This is a genomic window from Nioella ostreopsis (assembly GCF_004000255.1).
Classification (GTDB): Bacteria; Pseudomonadota; Alphaproteobacteria; order Rhodobacterales; family Rhodobacteraceae; genus Nioella; species Nioella ostreopsis.
In genome coordinates this window covers 1-15,056 of record NZ_RCIQ01000043.1, presented here as the reverse complement: position 1 = coordinate 15,056, position 15,056 = coordinate 1, and the positions used below count along the sequence as shown (strand labels likewise).

The 15,056-nt window shown below is 60.9% G+C and carries 15 protein-coding genes and 4 pseudogenes; 14 read left to right on the top strand and 5 right to left on the bottom strand.

The window, feature by feature from the left end:
- The 7 genes from EP237_RS22300 to EP237_RS22270 form a co-directional block, all read left to right on the top strand.
- On the top strand, positions 1-390 hold a 390-nt coding region (locus tag EP237_RS22300; protein ID WP_206052344.1), incomplete at its 5' end, for a hypothetical protein.
- 206 nt (positions 391-596) lie between these two features.
- Positions 597-1,283 carry a sulfotransferase family protein gene (locus EP237_RS22295; protein WP_127563027.1) on the top strand — a complete coding sequence of 229 codons (687 nt, stop codon included), beginning with the start codon at positions 597-599 and terminating at the stop codon, positions 1,281-1,283.
- Positions 1,280-2,269, top strand: a complete 990-nt coding sequence (locus EP237_RS22290) for a hypothetical protein (RefSeq protein WP_127563026.1) — start codon at positions 1,280-1,282, stop codon at positions 2,267-2,269. Before EP237_RS22295 ends, EP237_RS22290 begins: the two co-directional genes overlap by 4 nt.
- Positions 2,270-2,482: 213 nt before the next feature.
- Positions 2,483-3,547, top strand: coding sequence for a radical SAM family protein (locus EP237_RS22285; RefSeq protein WP_127563025.1), 1,065 nt, complete (start codon positions 2,483-2,485; stop codon positions 3,545-3,547).
- Positions 3,548-3,618: 71 nt separating this feature from the next.
- Positions 3,619-4,830, top strand: a complete 1,212-nt coding sequence (locus EP237_RS22280; RefSeq protein WP_164744803.1) for a cytochrome P450 — start codon at positions 3,619-3,621, stop codon at positions 4,828-4,830.
- Between the two features lie 20 nt (positions 4,831-4,850).
- On the top strand, positions 4,851-5,606 hold the full coding sequence (locus EP237_RS22275; RefSeq protein ID WP_127563023.1) for a class I SAM-dependent methyltransferase: 756 nt from the start codon (positions 4,851-4,853) through the stop codon (positions 5,604-5,606).
- Positions 5,607-5,617: 11 nt separating this feature from the next.
- Positions 5,618-7,414: a hypothetical protein gene (locus tag EP237_RS22270; RefSeq protein WP_127563022.1), complete on the top strand. Its 1,797-nt coding sequence runs from the start codon at positions 5,618-5,620 to the stop codon at positions 7,412-7,414.
- Here EP237_RS22270 and EP237_RS23640 read toward each other — a convergent pair.
- Positions 7,410-7,594, bottom strand: a pseudogene (locus EP237_RS23640) (IS6 family transposase); the annotation flags it as partial. The gene EP237_RS22270 and the pseudogene EP237_RS23640 sit on opposite strands and share 5 nt — an antisense overlap.
- A 101-nt stretch (positions 7,595-7,695) precedes the next feature.
- Positions 7,696-7,866: pseudogene (locus EP237_RS22260) on the bottom strand (IS630 family transposase); the annotation flags it as partial.
- An 87-nt stretch (positions 7,867-7,953) separates the two neighbouring features.
- Between EP237_RS22260 and EP237_RS22255 the strand changes: the two are divergent.
- A pseudogene (locus EP237_RS22255) lies at positions 7,954-8,331 on the top strand (transposase); the annotation flags it as partial.
- 120 nt (positions 8,332-8,451) lie between these two features.
- On the opposite strand, the gene EP237_RS22250 reads toward EP237_RS22255, so the two are convergent.
- On the bottom strand, positions 8,452-8,679 hold the full coding sequence (locus EP237_RS22250; RefSeq protein ID WP_127563020.1) for a hypothetical protein: 228 nt from the start codon (positions 8,677-8,679) through the stop codon (positions 8,452-8,454).
- Positions 8,680-8,703: 24 nt separating this feature from the next.
- Here EP237_RS22250 and EP237_RS22245 point away from each other — a divergent pair.
- A protein-coding gene (locus EP237_RS22245) for an IS3 family transposase (protein ID WP_127563019.1) occupies positions 8,704-9,842 on the top strand; the annotation gives its coding sequence in 2 pieces (ribosomal slippage) (positions 8,704-8,967 and positions 8,970-9,842; 1,137 coding nt in all).
- Between the two features lie 44 nt (positions 9,843-9,886).
- Here the strand turns inward: EP237_RS22245 and EP237_RS22240 are convergent.
- The gene (locus EP237_RS22240) at positions 9,887-10,075 is read right to left on the bottom strand and encodes a hypothetical protein (protein ID WP_164744802.1); all 189 of its coding nucleotides are present in this window, start codon (positions 10,073-10,075) and stop codon (positions 9,887-9,889) included.
- Positions 10,076-10,160: 85 nt separating this feature from the next.
- A pseudogene (locus tag EP237_RS23635) lies at positions 10,161-10,290 on the bottom strand (IS6 family transposase); the annotation flags it as partial.
- Positions 10,291-10,387: 97 nt separating this feature from the next.
- Between EP237_RS23635 and EP237_RS22230 the strand changes: the two are divergent.
- The 5 genes from EP237_RS22230 to EP237_RS22210 all read left to right on the top strand — a co-directional run bounded on the left by EP237_RS22230 (position 10,388) and on the right by EP237_RS22210 (position 15,029).
- A complete protein-coding gene (locus EP237_RS22230) occupies positions 10,388-11,119 on the top strand; it encodes a hypothetical protein (protein WP_127563017.1) in 732 nt (243 codons plus the stop codon).
- Between the two features lie 7 nt (positions 11,120-11,126).
- The gene (locus EP237_RS22225; protein ID WP_084667862.1) at positions 11,127-12,746 is read left to right on the top strand and encodes an AMP-binding protein; all 1,620 of its coding nucleotides are present in this window, start codon (positions 11,127-11,129) and stop codon (positions 12,744-12,746) included.
- The gene (locus EP237_RS22220; RefSeq protein ID WP_127563016.1) at positions 12,724-13,911 is read left to right on the top strand and encodes a cytochrome P450; all 1,188 of its coding nucleotides are present in this window, start codon (positions 12,724-12,726) and stop codon (positions 13,909-13,911) included. The genes EP237_RS22225 and EP237_RS22220 overlap by 23 nt, the downstream gene beginning before the upstream one ends.
- Positions 13,912-14,148: an acyl carrier protein gene (locus EP237_RS22215; protein ID WP_127563015.1), complete on the top strand. Its 237-nt coding sequence runs from the start codon at positions 13,912-13,914 to the stop codon at positions 14,146-14,148.
- Positions 14,149-14,234: 86 nt separating this feature from the next.
- Positions 14,235-15,029, top strand: coding sequence for a hypothetical protein (locus EP237_RS22210; RefSeq protein WP_164744801.1), 795 nt, complete (start codon positions 14,235-14,237; stop codon positions 15,027-15,029).
- Positions 15,030-15,056 lie beyond the last annotated feature (27 nt).

The window sequence follows — 15,056 nt, the reverse complement described above, 5'->3', positions numbered from 1 at the left end:
GAGGCAGCCTGTCCCGAAATCTTGCCCGCGATTGAGCTCGGCGTGAGGGTCGTTGACAGAGCGAAGAGCGTCCATCGCGATGCGCGTGTTGTCCGTGACGCGACCATGCGGGAGCGCATTGCGCTGGAAACGGATCAAGCCGCGCTGCGCCAGGGTCAGGAGCAGCTCGCGGAAGATCAGAAGCAGCTCGAACGGGACCAGAACGCCGCTGAGGCTCAGACCACGCGGGCCCAGTGGATGTTGGACCGCCTCGAGCCCTTGCTCAGTCGCTTCGTGAAATGGCTGAAGCTTCCGGGTCTGCCAAAATTCGTCCGGGATGAGGGTCTTGCACTTCTCGGGGATACGAGGGAGACAATCGCTGACTTGAAGGACGATGGGTTGGAAATGTGAGCGGCGGGGATCAGCGCCTACGCGTCAGGCAATGATACGAACTGTGGTTCCAGGTGACTAGGACGACGAACCCGGCCAGCAGAATCAAACCCGCAGACTCTGGTTATGAACGAGGGACCAGCGGGGGGCAGGTTACCACTTGCGAGGCAGGGCCTGCCACTGTATGCGAGTTTAAGGAGATTCAGCACGGAGGCAAGCGGCGATCCATGACAACATGTGTCATCGTGCTGGGCATGCATCGCAGTGGTACGAGCCTGCTTGCAGGCTCGTTGCATGACGCGGGTGTATATATGGGACATACTCTCAACACCGGCTTCCAATTCAACCCGAAGGGCCTTTGGGAAGCCCCCGCGGTGCTCTATATGCACGAGAATCTTTTGGAGCAGAATGGCGGCAACTGGCGTGACCCGCCCGAGCCGCCACTCGAATGGGGCAAGCTGCACCTGTCGGTCCGCGATCTCTTCATCGAATCCAGGGAGGGCCACCCGCTATGGGGGTTCAAGGATCCGCGGACACTCTTTGCCCTCGAGGGCTGGCTCGAGGTGCTGGACGACGTGCGGCTCATCGGGATTTTCAGGCACCCAGCGTCGGTGGCAGCTTCGCTTGCCAACCGCAACGGTATCGACATCGACAGCGCGCTCGCCCTCTGGCGGCGCTACAACGAACGGCTGCTGCACGCACGACGCGCTTTCGGGGCCACGCTTGTGGAATATACCGACACCGCCGCGGATATGGAACGGCGCCTTGCAGCCGCGCTACGCCGCGTCGCTCCGGACGCGCTCGAGCGAGTGCCTTTCTTCGATCCGGCGCTCTACCGGAACCCGGCTGACGACGACGGGCTTCCTCACAGTGTCCAGAGTCTGCTGGACGCTCTGCGCTCCGAAGCGGAATGACGCCCCGGCTCGATCCCCTATCCACCCGGCTCTTTCCCAAGGGACAGGGAGCGGCAGCCTACCAGCTCGAGGGCGTCGCGGCCCGCTGCGACTGGGTTCTGTGCTCGGACTATGCCGAGCCGACGACGGCACTACTGATGCCCGGGCGCCGGGAGCGGCCCCACACGATCTTCGTATCCCTTCGGTCGCCGTTTCGGGCTCTCGAGGTCTTCGCCGAAGAGGTGCTCCCGCGCCTGAACACGCCCTTCGTCCTGATTACCGGCTCTGAGGACGTCACGCTGCCGCAACAGCTCGACGCGCGCTGGCGCGCTTATACCGAGGCCGAGGAAGCCATGATCGAGCGGATCCTCGCGCACCCTAAGCTGTGCCATTGGTTCGCTGAGAACCTATCCTGTGCGGGGCATCCCTCAGTCTCGCCGCTGCCGCTAGGGCTTGTATTCCCCGAGGGGCGGCCGGAGGGTGGTGTGCCGTACTCCGATACCCCGCCGCTCTCCAACCGGGCGGGGAAGGTGCTCGTCGCGCACCGCGTCAGGGAGGGGCTGCAATGGGAGACCCGACGCAGGATAACTGCGGTTGCGCGGACGGCCTGGGCCGAATTCTGCACCGTAGCCGAGGACGAGGTCGCGCCAGAGGATTTCGAGCGCCTGCTCCGCGAGCATGTCTTCGTCGTCTGCGCCGAAGGCGGAGGCCTAGATCCGTCGCCGAAGGCGTGGCAGGCGCTGATCCACGGCGCGATTCCCATTATTAAGAGGGGGCCGCTCGACGCGGCCTACGCCAGGCTGCCGGTCGCTTTCGTCGATGACTGGGAGGCCAGGTTCCTGACCCCGGAGATATTGTCGCGCTGGCAAGTGGACCTCGCCCCCCAACTCGAGGGGGCGGCTGCGCGGGAGCGGCTGCGCGTGCGCCTCGGCCTAGACTACTGGTGGGCGCAGATCGAGGGCGCGTGGCATCCGGGACAGGACTGTCTCCCTCACGACGCAACGTGAATTTTATCGCCTGTAGATATGTCGTTACTCGCGGTGGGTCGCTTTCGCCCTTTCTGCTCTACCGGACAAATCGAAGCAGAAAATTGACTGGCAGCGGCCACAATTATTCGATACTTCTGCCGCGACTAAACTGGAGCCTGCGCAATGATAACCTTAACCGAGGCCCAGAGATCTTCTTGGGTTCCAAGGGATGCGCTGCGACGATGTAAGAGTTTGATCGACAGATCGCCAGACCTGCACCCGCGATACGAATTGGCTAAACAGGTCATCCGTCATTTTCGCACACCTGCGTTCTACGAGATCAGCCAGCGATGCAACATATGGTGTGAAGGGTGTTACTATTTCGAAAACCGACACCGGCTCCGGGTCATTGACGAGCCGTCAACAGGCGACTGGGAGTCCTTTTTTGAACGTGAGGCGGCTCGCGGCGTCAGCATGGCCTATTTCGTCGGCGCGGAACCCGCACTCGAACGAGACCGTCTCCTGGCCGCAAGTCGCTATCTGACTTATGGAAAAATAGGGACCAACGGCACGATAAAATTGGACCCGGACATCCGGTTTCGGATAGGGGTCTCGGTTTGGGGCGACGATGAGACCGACACACTTTTACGTGGAGGGTCCATTTTACGAAAAGCCCTGCGTAACTATGCCGGGGACGAACGCGCTGTCATGCTGTTCACCTTGTCACCGTGGAACCTTCACACCGTACCCGCAGTTCTCGCGGCGAGTCGCGACCATGGATTGCCAGTAACCTTCAGCGTGTTTTCGCCAACCCGGACATACTCCGACAAGATTGCTGCTCAGTTTCCGGCGGACGACGAGTTCTTTCGACTTGCACCGGAAAAGGGCATACCGGTTTTCTCGGCGGACGACCTGCTGCGCCTAAACGACGCCATGACACGCGCGATGGACGAGTTCCCGGAGACGGTTCTTTGCACACCGGGGTTCCGGGATGTGATCACGCAAGCCGGCCCGCTGTTTGATATAGACCCGAACACGCAAGTCGCCCGCGACTGCGGATCACGGATCGTCGGAAACTTGCGCTATCACTCTACAGCTCTAACTGCCGAAGCTGTGAAATGCTGCACTCCGGACATCGAGTGCCGGGATTGCCGGCTCTATAGTGGCGTCTGGTCGTCGCAGTTCATTCCCGACGCCAGATTTCTCCGCTCGCGGGAAACCTTTGTCGTATGGCTTGACATGATGGACATGCTGGGGCGGATATTCCTTTTTCCGCTGCCGGAAATCTATCGGCAGGCCGGGCAGGCCACAGCATGAGCCCATCATCCTTTTACCATCCGGTTCCGGGTCTAGCGCTTGCCACGAGGGGCGTTGGTCGCGCGCCCGGTGTGCTTAAGGCGCTGTTCCAGACCGTCGACCACTGGCCGACAGACTTGTTGCACAAGCCTATAGTTCCGGTTGCGGTGCGCGGGGCGAACATTTTGCATGTCATGCAACCGGAACTGGCTAATCAAATCCTGACCAACGACGGAACGAGTTTCGAAAAACACTGGGTTTACCGCAAGATACCGGGCGGTGAGTCTGGCCCGAACAGCATGATCGCCGCCAAGGGTCAATCTGGCTGGGATGCCAAGGCGGCGCTTGGGCCAAGTGTGAACCGTCGCAGCGCCGCACGGCATGTGGCGATGATCCGCTCTGTCACCGAACGAATGGCGCGGCGTCTCGACACGGCGAAGGGCGAAACGGACATTTCAGCGCTGCTGGTCGCCATCACCTTCGAGGTGATCTGGCGACTTATGTTCGCGGACAAAGATATGGAGCTGCGCCTGCCCGCATTTGTGCAAGAGGCCATCGAAGGCATCTATGCGTCGCGGATGGCGAACGATCATCGCCGGGTTGCGGACCTGCTGGAAGAGACTGCGGATAAGTCCATGGCCTTCGCCGCGCGTTGTCCGCACATAGCCTTGCCTGCGTTTGTCGCGGATGGTGATAATCCGCTTGACACAGCAACCTTGCGCGACAACATCCGCCTGTTTCTGAGCGCGGGACACAAGACCAGCGCCGCCGCCATCGGCTGGATGCTCTGGTTTCTGGCCCGAAGTCCGGTCGCGGACAAAGCGGTTCGCCATGAACTTGGGGCGATTGACCCTTCGGAACCGGGCGCATTTCTCGACACGCCAGTCACTTCGGCGGTTCTGAACGAGGCAATGCGCTTGTTTCCACCGTCCGTCATTACCGTTCGGCAGGCTCGGCATGAGATGCAGCTGCTCGGCCATCACGTTCCCGAGGGGACACCGGTGGTGGTCAACTTATACGCGATGCACAGACATCGCCAAGTCTGGCCGGACCCGGACATTTTCGATCACACGCGGTTTTTGCCGCCGAAGGTCGGCGACATCACGCCGGGTTCCTTTCGGCCCTTCAGCGCCGGGGCCCATGTGTGCCTGGGCAAGGCGTTCGCTGAATTGGAGTCGATCGTGATCCTCTCCGAGTTGCTGCGGCTTTTCCGGTTCAAAACCGCTAGCGAACCCAAGCCGGTATATTCCTTCACCCTTCATGCCTGGGGCGGCGTGACGCTGATTCCAGACGCAATCCGCTAATCCAGATAACCAGGTGCACTATGCGCGACAGTTCCGCAAAATACGCAAAACACTATAATCACATCATCTTCGACGCCGCGATGCGCAAGTTGTATGAAGGCAGCAATTTCTTCAACGTGGGATACTGGCGCGACGTTCAGCCAGTGACAACGGACAATCTGAACGCGGCGTGCGAGGCCCTCGTCCGCGCTCACATCGACCTCGACCCCGCAAGGGGCACCCTTGCGGGCGACATTCTGGATGTCGGCTGTGGGCTGGGCAACACGACGCGCATGTTCGCGGATGCCTATCCGCGGGCGCGGCTGACGGGGGTGAATTTCTCCGCCGAGCAGATTGACTTTGCGTCGCGTTCTTATCCTGAGTTGCACTTCATTCAGAAAGATGCCTCGCGGCTCGATTTGCCGTCCAACAGCGTTGACGGGATCTATTGCGTCGAAGCGGCCTTCCACTTCAACACCCGCGAGGATTTCCTGCGCGAAGCCTTCCGCATACTCAAACCTGGCAGCCGGTTAATCTTCAGCGATGTGCTTTACACCCGCAGCACTTACGGCATCCCCAAGGAAAACACCGGGCTTTCGGTCGATGCGTTCATGGCCCAGATCCGGGGCATCGGCTGGGAGGTTGAAACGTGTCTGGACATCACCAACGAGACCGGGACGCCGTATCTGAACCTCCTGATCGAAAGTGGGTTTGAACGGGCAGGACGGATTTGGATCAAGCTTCTCAAACATTACCTTCTGCTTGCGCTGACAAAACGCTGCACAACGACCGCGTGAAAGGGTGACACATGGTTGAGCTTTCCGACACTGCAGCACTGATCGAGATCGCCACGTCTTTGCGGACCCCACACGAGGTTAAGTCGGCGATCGAAGTTCTGTTTCGCGAGGGCAAGGGCCAGGAGGCCTTGGCGCTGGCCCGGGCGATCTATACCCATTGTCCGCATATTCCGCCCAACGTGCGTAGCCTGCTTCTTGCGCGGGCCTGTGTGCGGACCGACCGCGAGGCAGAAGCCATATCCGTTCTGACCGTCGCCGATCGCACGCCCGACATTGCGATTCTGCTTGCCGAATTGCACGTCAAGAACGATTGCCCGGATGAGGCGCAGGTTCTGTTGACGGAAATCGAACGCCAAATGCCGGAAAAGATGCCCTCCAGCACGCGATTCAGGGTCGCCAGGCTGGCAATCCAGACCGAAACCGGGAAGCTGGCGTTCGATGCGCTTTGCGCAGTCCTTTGTGCCAACGACCTGATTTTAAACCACTTCTATCAGGCGCTTGGATACTTGCTCAGTCCGCTGTGTGCAGAGTTTCTGCCCACCCTTGATGAAGCAGTGATCCGTGCCGCCGAACAGCAACTTGAAACGTTCGACGACACGTTTTCCTGCCGCCTGCGTCTGGCGGATTTGCTGGGCAGGATTGGCCAGTCCGAGAGGTCAGACACGCTGCTTTCCTTGCCAAAACTGCATCAGACCTCCACACTCCACGCCATACCGCTGCTCAAGCGTCAGGTGGCGGATGGCGACGCCACGCCAGCGATAACTGCCGCAAAGACCCTCTTGCTACGAACAAACGACACACCAAAAGCCAAGACGGGCGTGCTTCTGTTTCTTGCGAATACGTTGTTTAAAGCCGGCCGGGTGGACGACTTCGCCGAAGTGCTTCGCAATTGGAACCCCGACCAGAATGGCGACTTTGCAACCAGGGAGCTAGCAACAGTGCTGCGCCAAACCGGTAACGACGAACTCTTGGATACGTTACACGGGATTAAAGCCGCCCGCATCCGGGCCGACTTGCCCGAAAGCCTGAGCGCTGGGCTTGCCGCCCTTCCGTACACGCCGGGTCCGGCAATGACTGACGTGCCCGAAGCCATGCTGATGCCGTTTCGCCTGTCCGGCCTGCCCGATGACGCCTGGCCCGAATGGTCCGCGCGGCAGGGTTGGGGGTGCGCGGCCTCGGCGTTTATCCGCAGATGGGCGCTCTACTCCGGCTCGGACGGGCGTCAGGATGTTCTGGATCTCATCGACCCGGTTGACATATCGGTGCTTGAGGATGCGATGGGGCTCGGACGGGGGGGCATTCTGGTGGGCACCCACGCAGGGCCGGTCTACGCGAGCTTTGCCACCTTTGAAAACCTCCGTTGGCCTTTCGCCTATGTGGGCCGTGGCGGTGCAACCGAGCAGACCCGCGCCACCGGTATTCTGTGGGCCGGGTCGTCGCCCGACGCGATGGTGAAATCAATCCTGACACACCTGAAGGAGAACCGGCTGGTTGGTGTCACAGCGGATGCTCATCTTTCGGGGGGCACCCGGTCGGTCGCGGTCGGAGGTGCAACCCTGAGAGTGTCACGTCTGGTCGCGCGTCTTTCGCTCGCGCGCGGCATCCCGTCCGTCTGGTATGAATCCCGCTGGCGTGACGGCCGCCTTGAGGTCAGGCTGACCGCAATGCCGCTGCCAGAACCGCACGAATCCCGAGAGGATTGGGAAGACCGCTGGTTTGCTGCCTATCAAGCGAGGCTCAGCGACTTTCTCGCCAGTGCGCCAGAAAACCTGAACGGCCTTCAGGGCTGGACGAGCGGCCAGCAGTAAATTTCAGGATCACGTTTGCAGCCCGCAGACCGGCCAGGTTGGCGCCGCGCTTGTTGATCACGACCCGATCTGGTACGCAATTGGCGGCTATCGCGCGCGCCTAAAGGAGCGCCGGGACGCCGCTAGGTCCCGGCGTTCGGAAAGCAGGTAATCAAGGCTATGACCCTCCCGATCCTCGGCCAGTTAGAGATACGTCTATTTAGCCCTCGCCTAGTGCTGTCAAAAAAACGTGAACAAATCTCAGGCTTGGCCAAAAACCATGCGCCTAGAGCGTGTCGCGTTTAATCGGTGCTATATCCTGCCGCCATGAAGAAGTTGTAGCATTCCTCGTCGGTGAAGAGGTCGCACACATGGCCGACGGCCTTCCAGAGTTCTTGGTAGGTTCGAGCTGCGGCTTTTCGGATCAGTGCTTTGAGCTTTGAGAAGGCCATTTCGATTGATGGTGTGGATGGCTCCTGCTCCCGGCGTCGCGATGCGCCATGATGGGATGTCATTGTCCCAACTTGAGGAGCCATCCATGTTTGAAGTTAGCACAGTCGGGCGTCGGCGTGCTGACGGCGACGGCGATTGCCGCGACGACACCGGATGTCAGCAACTTCGGTTCGGCCAGGGACTACGCCGCTTGGCTGGCTCTGACGCCGAAGCAGCACTCGACCGGTGGGAAGCCCCGAAGCGGCGGCATCTCGAAGATGGGCAACCGTTATATCCGGCGCCTGCTGTACCTGGGTGCCATGGCGCAGATCATGGTCCAACGCCGGAGCCGCCACTCGGGAACCGATTGGTTGTCGCGAAAGCTCGCGACCAAGGAGACGAGGGTCGTCGCGATCGCATTGGCGAACCGCATGGCGCGCACGATCTACGCGCTTCTGCGTGACGGAACGAGCTACAGACCTCGGGTCGGCGCGATGCCGGGCTGATACCGGTCTGACGGAATGGTAAGGCCAATGTGAGGTGATGGCGAACTGACGGAAACGGCAAACGGGAACACCCCGATGAACCCGAGGCGCTTTGCAGCGCGTTCGATTGAGTGGGAGCCTTCAGCCGACGCGGAATTTCATCATGGCGCGCAGCACATCTGCTGCAACGAGACGCCGAATACATGGCCGCAGTTCCGCAGTCAGCTCGTCAATCGTCAGATCTGGCTGCGCCTCGATCCGGCGCTCCACCAATCCCTTTACACCGGTCAGTTTGCCGCGCCCGGGATTGAGGTGGCTGCGGAAATCTGAACAGCCGGGATAAGTGGATTTTCCGCGCAACAGCAGCATGATGCTGCGAGCAAGGAGAAGATCATGGCAAGACGACCGCGCCGGAAGCACAGCCCGGCATTCAAAGCAAAAGTGGCGGTGGCTGCGATCAAGGGCGAGAAGACGCTGATCGAGCTGGCTCAGGATTTCGACGTTCACTCGAACCAGATCAAGCAGTGGCGGGACCAGCTACTTGAGGGCGCAACGTGGGTGTTCGGCGAGGTCCCGAAGGCCGATCCGGAACCGACGATCGATGTGAAGACCCTTCATGCGAAGATCGGAGAGCTGACGCTGGAGAACGATTTTTTGTCCGGCGCGCTCGGAAAGGCGGGTCTGCTGCCGAGCGCAAGAAAATGATCGATCCCACCGCCAAACTGAGCGTCAGTCGGCAGGCCATTGTGTTGGGGATCAGCCGCGGCAGCGTGTATTACAAGCCCCGCCCGGTGTCGGATGCCGATCTGAAGCTGATGCACCGGATCGACAAGCTGCACATGGAATTCCCATTCGCGGGAAGCCGGATGCTGCGGGGACTGCTGGTTCAGGAAGGGTTCAAGGTCGGGCGCATGCACATTGCCACGCTGATGAAACGCATGGGAATTGAGGCGCTCTACCGCAAGCCGAACACCTCGAAACCAGCACCGGGACACAAGATTTATCCCTATCTGCTCCGGAAATTGCCGATCACCCGCCCCAATCAGGTCTGGGCGATGGACATCACCTACATCCCCATGGCGCGCGGGTTCATCTACCTTGCTGCCGTGCTGGACTGGTTCACACGGCGCGTGCTGTCCTGGCGGGTGTCGATCACGCTGGAGGCTGATTTTTGCATAGAAGCTGTGGAGGAGGCGTTGGCGAAACACGGCACGCCCGAGATATTCGACACCGATCAGGGCAGCCAGTTCACCTCGACCGACTTCATCAAGGTATTGGCCGCCCGCGAGATCAAAATCAGCATGGATGGCAAGGGGGCTTGGCGCGACAACGTCTTCGTAGAGCGGCTGTGGCGGACCATCAAATATGAGGAGGTCTACCTGCACGCCTACGCCAGCGTATCCGAGGCCCGCGCCGGGATTGGCCGATATCTGACCTTCTACAATACCCGTCGCCCGCATTCATCGCTTGACGGGAAAGCCCCCGATCAGGCCTACTTCAATCAGCCGATGCCCGAAGCGGTAGCGGCGTAACCACGGCGGAAAACCACTTAGAAAACGCCCGGAACCTGTTCAGATCAACCGAACCACCTCTGTTTACCTTGAGGTCTGGGCGCAAGCGAGCCGGTCTCGCGCTTGAGCCGAACCATGTCGTTGACGAACTTGTTCGAAACGCACAGCCGCCGCGCCGCCTCGGTATGCGTGCTGCCTTGCTCGACAAGACGCACGGCGCGATCACGCAACTCAACAGGATGTGGCTTGCCCATAACTGACCCCCATATCTGCCTCAAAAGCATGGAGTCACCAGGCAAGCATCATGGGAATCCCGAATCTGATCAGGGGCGACACGCTCTAGCTTGCGAGCAGTTGATGCCACACAGTGAGAGCAGCGGTACGGTTCAGCTTGAAATTCGATCGAGAAGTGAGACTGCGCTCGGAGTTGAAGTGGCAGGGTGACTGAGGCATGGACAAGCACACCTTTCACGCCTCACAATCGGGCGAAACAATTTGACAATTCCAGTCTGGATTCAAGAATATTTTGTATTCCATTCAGAAGGCATCTCGAATATCGGTTGCACATGTGCGCGACGTCCAAACCCCTGCCCGAAGACCCCACCAAATACACGGCCGATGCCTTGTATGCGTTGATCGTACAAAGTCAGTCCAAGCTACCGGCTACGGTGCAGCATGGCGAGGGTCCCTTCGTCGCGTTCAATCGGGACGGGGCGCGGGAGCCGATTATTTGGTGTTTTAACAGCTGGGTAGAGCCGCTATCCTTGGCGCACCACATCGGGGCAGATCAACCTATTTATGCCACGCGTTCGCTTCATGCGCTGGTGTTCGACAAGACCGCCAAAAAGCTCAACCGCCTGGCTCTCGCAAGGCTTCTGACACAGGAAATTCTCAAAACCCACGCGGCGGCGCCCAAGGTTCTGGGTGGCAATTGTCAGGCGGCGCCGATCATCGAGGCAGTTGCCCATCTGCTGATCCAGGCGGGCGCCCCGGCGCCGCGACTGATCATTATGGAACATGAACTGGCCTATTCCTACCCTGGTCATGTGCTGCACCTGTTCGGCCGGCAGAGTGCGGACTATAACCCCTTTCTGCAGGGCCGTGACCCAACCCCAGTCTGGGGGCGGCAATATGGCTCAGCCGCCCATGGTTTCCTGTCCGCCGGACACGGCCAGTACTTCCGTGCACCAGCAATCCATGAACTATGCGGGTATTTGCGCTCCTTCATTGATGACGCCGCTGCGGGCTGCCCGCCCCGGACTGGCCTGATCGAGCCCCCGACCTCACTATTCCGGTGAGCGGACCATGGGAATAACGCCGTCGGTCGATGTCATTCATAGGGTCCAGTCTCATGTGTTACAGCATCCAGACAGGACGGCTTTCGTATTCATGCAGCGGCGCGCCGAGGCCCCCTTGACCGTGACCTGGGCAGAACTTTGGTCCCGCGCAGCGGCCATCGCGGCAGCCCTGCCCGCCCCGGCCACAGACCGGCCCCTGGGCTGTTTGCTGTTTTGCCGGAATGCCTCGCAATTTGTGACGGCATTGCTTGCCGTGTGGATGCGTGGCGGCGTGGGAATACCGGGCTCCAGCGTGCTGACCTCACGGATCGTGGAGCGCAACAGCCACGTCATCCGCGCCGCGCGGCCCGATGTCATCCTGCATGATCTTGCCCCGGATGAGGTTGCAAGGTTGCGCGCGGTGGCAGGCCCCGCCATGCTGATACGCATCGAGGATGGCATGCAAGGCGCTTGCGATGTGGCGGCGGCCGGCGGGTTGTTACAGTTTTCATCAGGCACAACCGCCAACCCCAAACCCATTCTTGTGGGCCCGCGCGCGATTGCGGCAAATGCACAAGCCATCGTTGATCGGTTTGCGTTGACTGCCGACTCGGTCGGGGTGCACTGGCTGCCCCTGCACCACGATATGGGGCTGGTCGGCGGGGTGATCGCCGTGTTCTGGATGGGGTGCACCTCGGTTCTGATGCCTCCGACTATGTTCATCCAGGAACCGCTGTCCTGGTTTCGGGCGGTGGACACCTGGCGCGGCACAATCACCAGCGCCCCGAACTTCGCCTATGCCCGGCTGATCGACGAGGCCCGCAAGGAGCCCCCCGCCGGGATGGACCTGACTTGCCTGCAAAACCTGATCATCGGCGGTGAACCGGTGCAGCGCAGCACCATTGACGGGTTGCAGGATTTTTTTGGCCCGCTTGGCCTGTCCCCGGATGCGATTGCGCCCTCTTACGGCATGGCGGAGGCCACGCTGCTGGTCAGTTCCGGCAAGCGGGCGGGCGGGCCGCGCCTTTGCCACCGTGACGGGCGCGATCTGGTGAGCCTCGGCGCGCCGGTCCGAGGGCTGTCCGTGACGATCGGCCCCGGGGCTGCCCCCTACCCCGATGGCGTGATCGGCCCTGTTGTCATCAGCGGATCTAGCCTGGGGCAGGTTGTGGGCGAACAGGCGGATTGGCGCCGCTTGACCCCCGATGGTGACCTGCCGCCGATGGAGACCGGTGACTATGGGTACCGCCATGCGGGCGAGATCTTCCTCACCGGGCGCAGCGCCAACAAGATCATCATTCGCGGCAAGAATGTCTTTGCAGAGGACGTGGAACAGATTGCCCTGGACGTGGCGGCTGGCGCCATTGCCGGGGGCGCTGCGGCCTTCGCGGTGGCGGCCGAGGGCACGGAACAGCTGTGCCTTGTGCTGGAAATGCCGCGCGCGGCCGAATTTGAACATCTGCCAGAACTGAACACCCGGATCGGTGAGGCGCTCGGGATCAAGCTGCACCGGGTTGTCGTTGTCTCCGGGGCGTGTTTGCCACGCACCAGCAGCGGCAAGATCCAGCGGACCAGGGCGCGGGACATGCTGGCCGAGGGCGCATTTGAAAAACGGATCCGGCTTGATGTCAGCCAAAGCGCACACTGACTACCTGTATGATGGCGCGGAGATACTGGCCAACCCGCAGGCCGTGTTCACCCGCCTGCGGGCCGAGGGCGATGTGCTGTGGTCCGGGTCCATGCGGCGCTGGCTTGTCCTGTCGCGCGCAGCCTGCGAAACCGCCCTGCGCGACCCGCGGCTGGATGTGTACAACGTCTTTCAGGCCTTCGATCATGTGGCGCGCCTGTCCGGGCACCGGCTGGACGAACTGATCAACGTGTCGCGCTGGATCCCGTTCCTGAACAACGCAGAGCGGCACAAACAGCTGCGCGGGCTTTTCGCCCGCGTGCTGCAAGAGATCATGGACCCCTACTTGGCCACCTACGCGGCCGCGTCCCAAGAGCTGCTGGATGCGTTCAGAACGGCGCGCGGCGGGGATTTTGCCACAGGCTACGCCGACCGTGTGCATGTGGAGGCCTTTGGGCGGGTCTGCGGCCTGGACCCCGCGGACCGGGCAGATTTTGCCAGCCTTGCATCATCGGACGGGGCGGTGGATTTCGCCGTGCGGGTCGGCGCGCTGCTGGAGGCCAATGACCGCGCCCGGGTGCTGCTGGACCGGATGACCGCCATTCTTGCCAGATCCCAAGGCAGTGACATGCTGGACCGGATCGGCGGCCATTTGTCCCGCGCCGGGATAGAGGACAGCCAGCAGGCACGGGCGGAATTTCTGGTTGCCCTGACGCTGCTGGGCCGGGATACGCTGGCGGGGACCCTGACGCTGGGGCTGGCGCATATGCTGGACGCGCAAGAAGGCTACCTGGCCCCGCCGGATTGGCGGGCACCGCAAGATATGGTGAATGAGGTGATCCGCCTGTCCTCCGCCGTGCAGATAGTGAACCGTGTCGCCACCCGGCCAATTGACCTGTGTGGCCAGAAGATCGCCGAAGGAGACGTTTTGATGATCTACCTTCCGGCGGCCAATGCAGACCCGGCCGCCTTTGCCAATGCGGAGCGTATGGACCCATCTCACCCCGAAAGCATCGCCTTTGGGGCCGGGCCGCATCTTTGCGTAGGGCGGCAGATGACTCGGCGCGCCATCGAAATTTCGCTGCGCCACCTGTCGCAGTTGAACATCGCTGCGCGTCCGGACAGGTCCATCGGACCTGGAAAGAACACGCGCAAATATGAAACCATGCACATCAAGGTTCTCTGAATGTCTGACACAAATTCACTGATCGACCTTTCCGTCGAACGGCTGGGCAATTTTCTGGGCCGCCCCTTCACCGAAGCAGAGCTGGACAAGCCCTATGACGAACTTGGCGCGGATTCGATGGATATGGTCGTACTTGCCTTTGAACTGGAAAAGCATCTCGGCCAGCGGATCGAGCCGGAGCTGTTCCTGCAGCATCCAACTATCCGCCTGGCCCTAGACGATCTGAACACGCGATGAGCAGCGCGGACCAACAGAGCGATCCACGGGACATCATCCTGATTTTTCAGATGGCCAAGGTTGCATCGCGGTCATGGGCAGCCTTGATGCGTGAAACTTGCCCCGATGCGCTGATCAGCCACTTCCACGCGATCTCCGCAAAGCGGCTGGAAAAAATCGCAAAGGTGGTTGCCGCCAAACCGCCGGTGCAGACCATAAAACACCTGACAATACCGCGTTTGGGGCGGCCGCAGGACACTATCGCCGCCTATGTAAAAGATGGCCAGTGGCATGGACCGCCTGCCACCATCATTTCCGGCGTCCGCGATCCGGTCGCGCGGGCGCTGTCCGCGGTGGGCTTCTTGTGCAACCGTTTGGGATACACCCCCTTCCCGGTCACGCCGCGGGACAGCGGCTCTCCTGAAAACATCCTGAAGATCTTTCACAGGGCGCTGGATGCCGCGCGCAACGGCGATGACGGCTCTGACACGTTAATCACCTTGTTGGCCGGAATCATCGGTGATTTCGACATCTGGTTCGAGGAAGAGCTGCACGCGCCCTTTGGCCTGGACATTCGCACGGTGCCCTTTGACCATACGGCGCAGGCGCTGCGGGTCTATGGCCGCAATCAGGCACTGGTCTATCGGATGGAAGACCTCAAGACCCCAGAGGCCCACGCTAAGCTGTTGAGGGCAGCGGGGGCACTGTTCGGCAAGCCTATGCCCTGCTTCCCCGATGCCAAGGTTGCCCATGAACAGCGGTATCAGGCACTCTACGCCAAGGTCACCCAATCCCTACAGCTTAGCCCTTCGGACCTTGACTGGTTCTACGAAAACGCGACCATGGCACATTTCTACACGCCACAGGAGATTGACGGCTTTCGCCGCCGTTGGGCGCGCTAGGAGCAACGCGACTGGAAAACGATTTGA

What these genes read in the sequence shown, in the direction of transcription:
- EP237_RS22210 (WP_164744801.1), top strand. Translation starts at nt 14,235, where the DNA reads ATGCGTGAAACTTGCCCCGATGCGCTGATCAGCCACTTCCACGCGATC.
- EP237_RS22240 (WP_164744802.1), bottom strand. Translation starts at nt 10,075, where the DNA reads ATGGGCAAGCCACATCCTGTTGAGTTGCGTGATCGCGCCGTGCGTCTT.
- EP237_RS22290 (WP_127563026.1), top strand. Translation starts at nt 1,280, where the DNA reads ATGACGCCCCGGCTCGATCCCCTATCCACCCGGCTCTTTCCCAAGGGA.
- EP237_RS22250 (WP_127563020.1), bottom strand. Translation starts at nt 8,679, where the DNA reads ATGCTGCTGTTGCGCGGAAAATCCACTTATCCCGGCTGTTCAGATTTC.
- EP237_RS22220 (WP_127563016.1), top strand. Translation starts at nt 12,724, where the DNA reads ATGTCAGCCAAAGCGCACACTGACTACCTGTATGATGGCGCGGAGATA.
- EP237_RS22270 (WP_127563022.1), top strand. Translation starts at nt 5,618, where the DNA reads ATGGTTGAGCTTTCCGACACTGCAGCACTGATCGAGATCGCCACGTCT.
- EP237_RS22295 (WP_127563027.1), top strand. Translation starts at nt 597, where the DNA reads ATGACAACATGTGTCATCGTGCTGGGCATGCATCGCAGTGGTACGAGC.
- EP237_RS22225 (WP_084667862.1), top strand. Translation starts at nt 11,127, where the DNA reads ATGGGAATAACGCCGTCGGTCGATGTCATTCATAGGGTCCAGTCTCAT.
- EP237_RS22215 (WP_127563015.1), top strand. Translation starts at nt 13,912, where the DNA reads ATGTCTGACACAAATTCACTGATCGACCTTTCCGTCGAACGGCTGGGC.
- EP237_RS22275 (WP_127563023.1), top strand. Translation starts at nt 4,851, where the DNA reads ATGCGCGACAGTTCCGCAAAATACGCAAAACACTATAATCACATCATC.
- EP237_RS22230 (WP_127563017.1), top strand. Translation starts at nt 10,388, where the DNA reads ATGTGCGCGACGTCCAAACCCCTGCCCGAAGACCCCACCAAATACACG.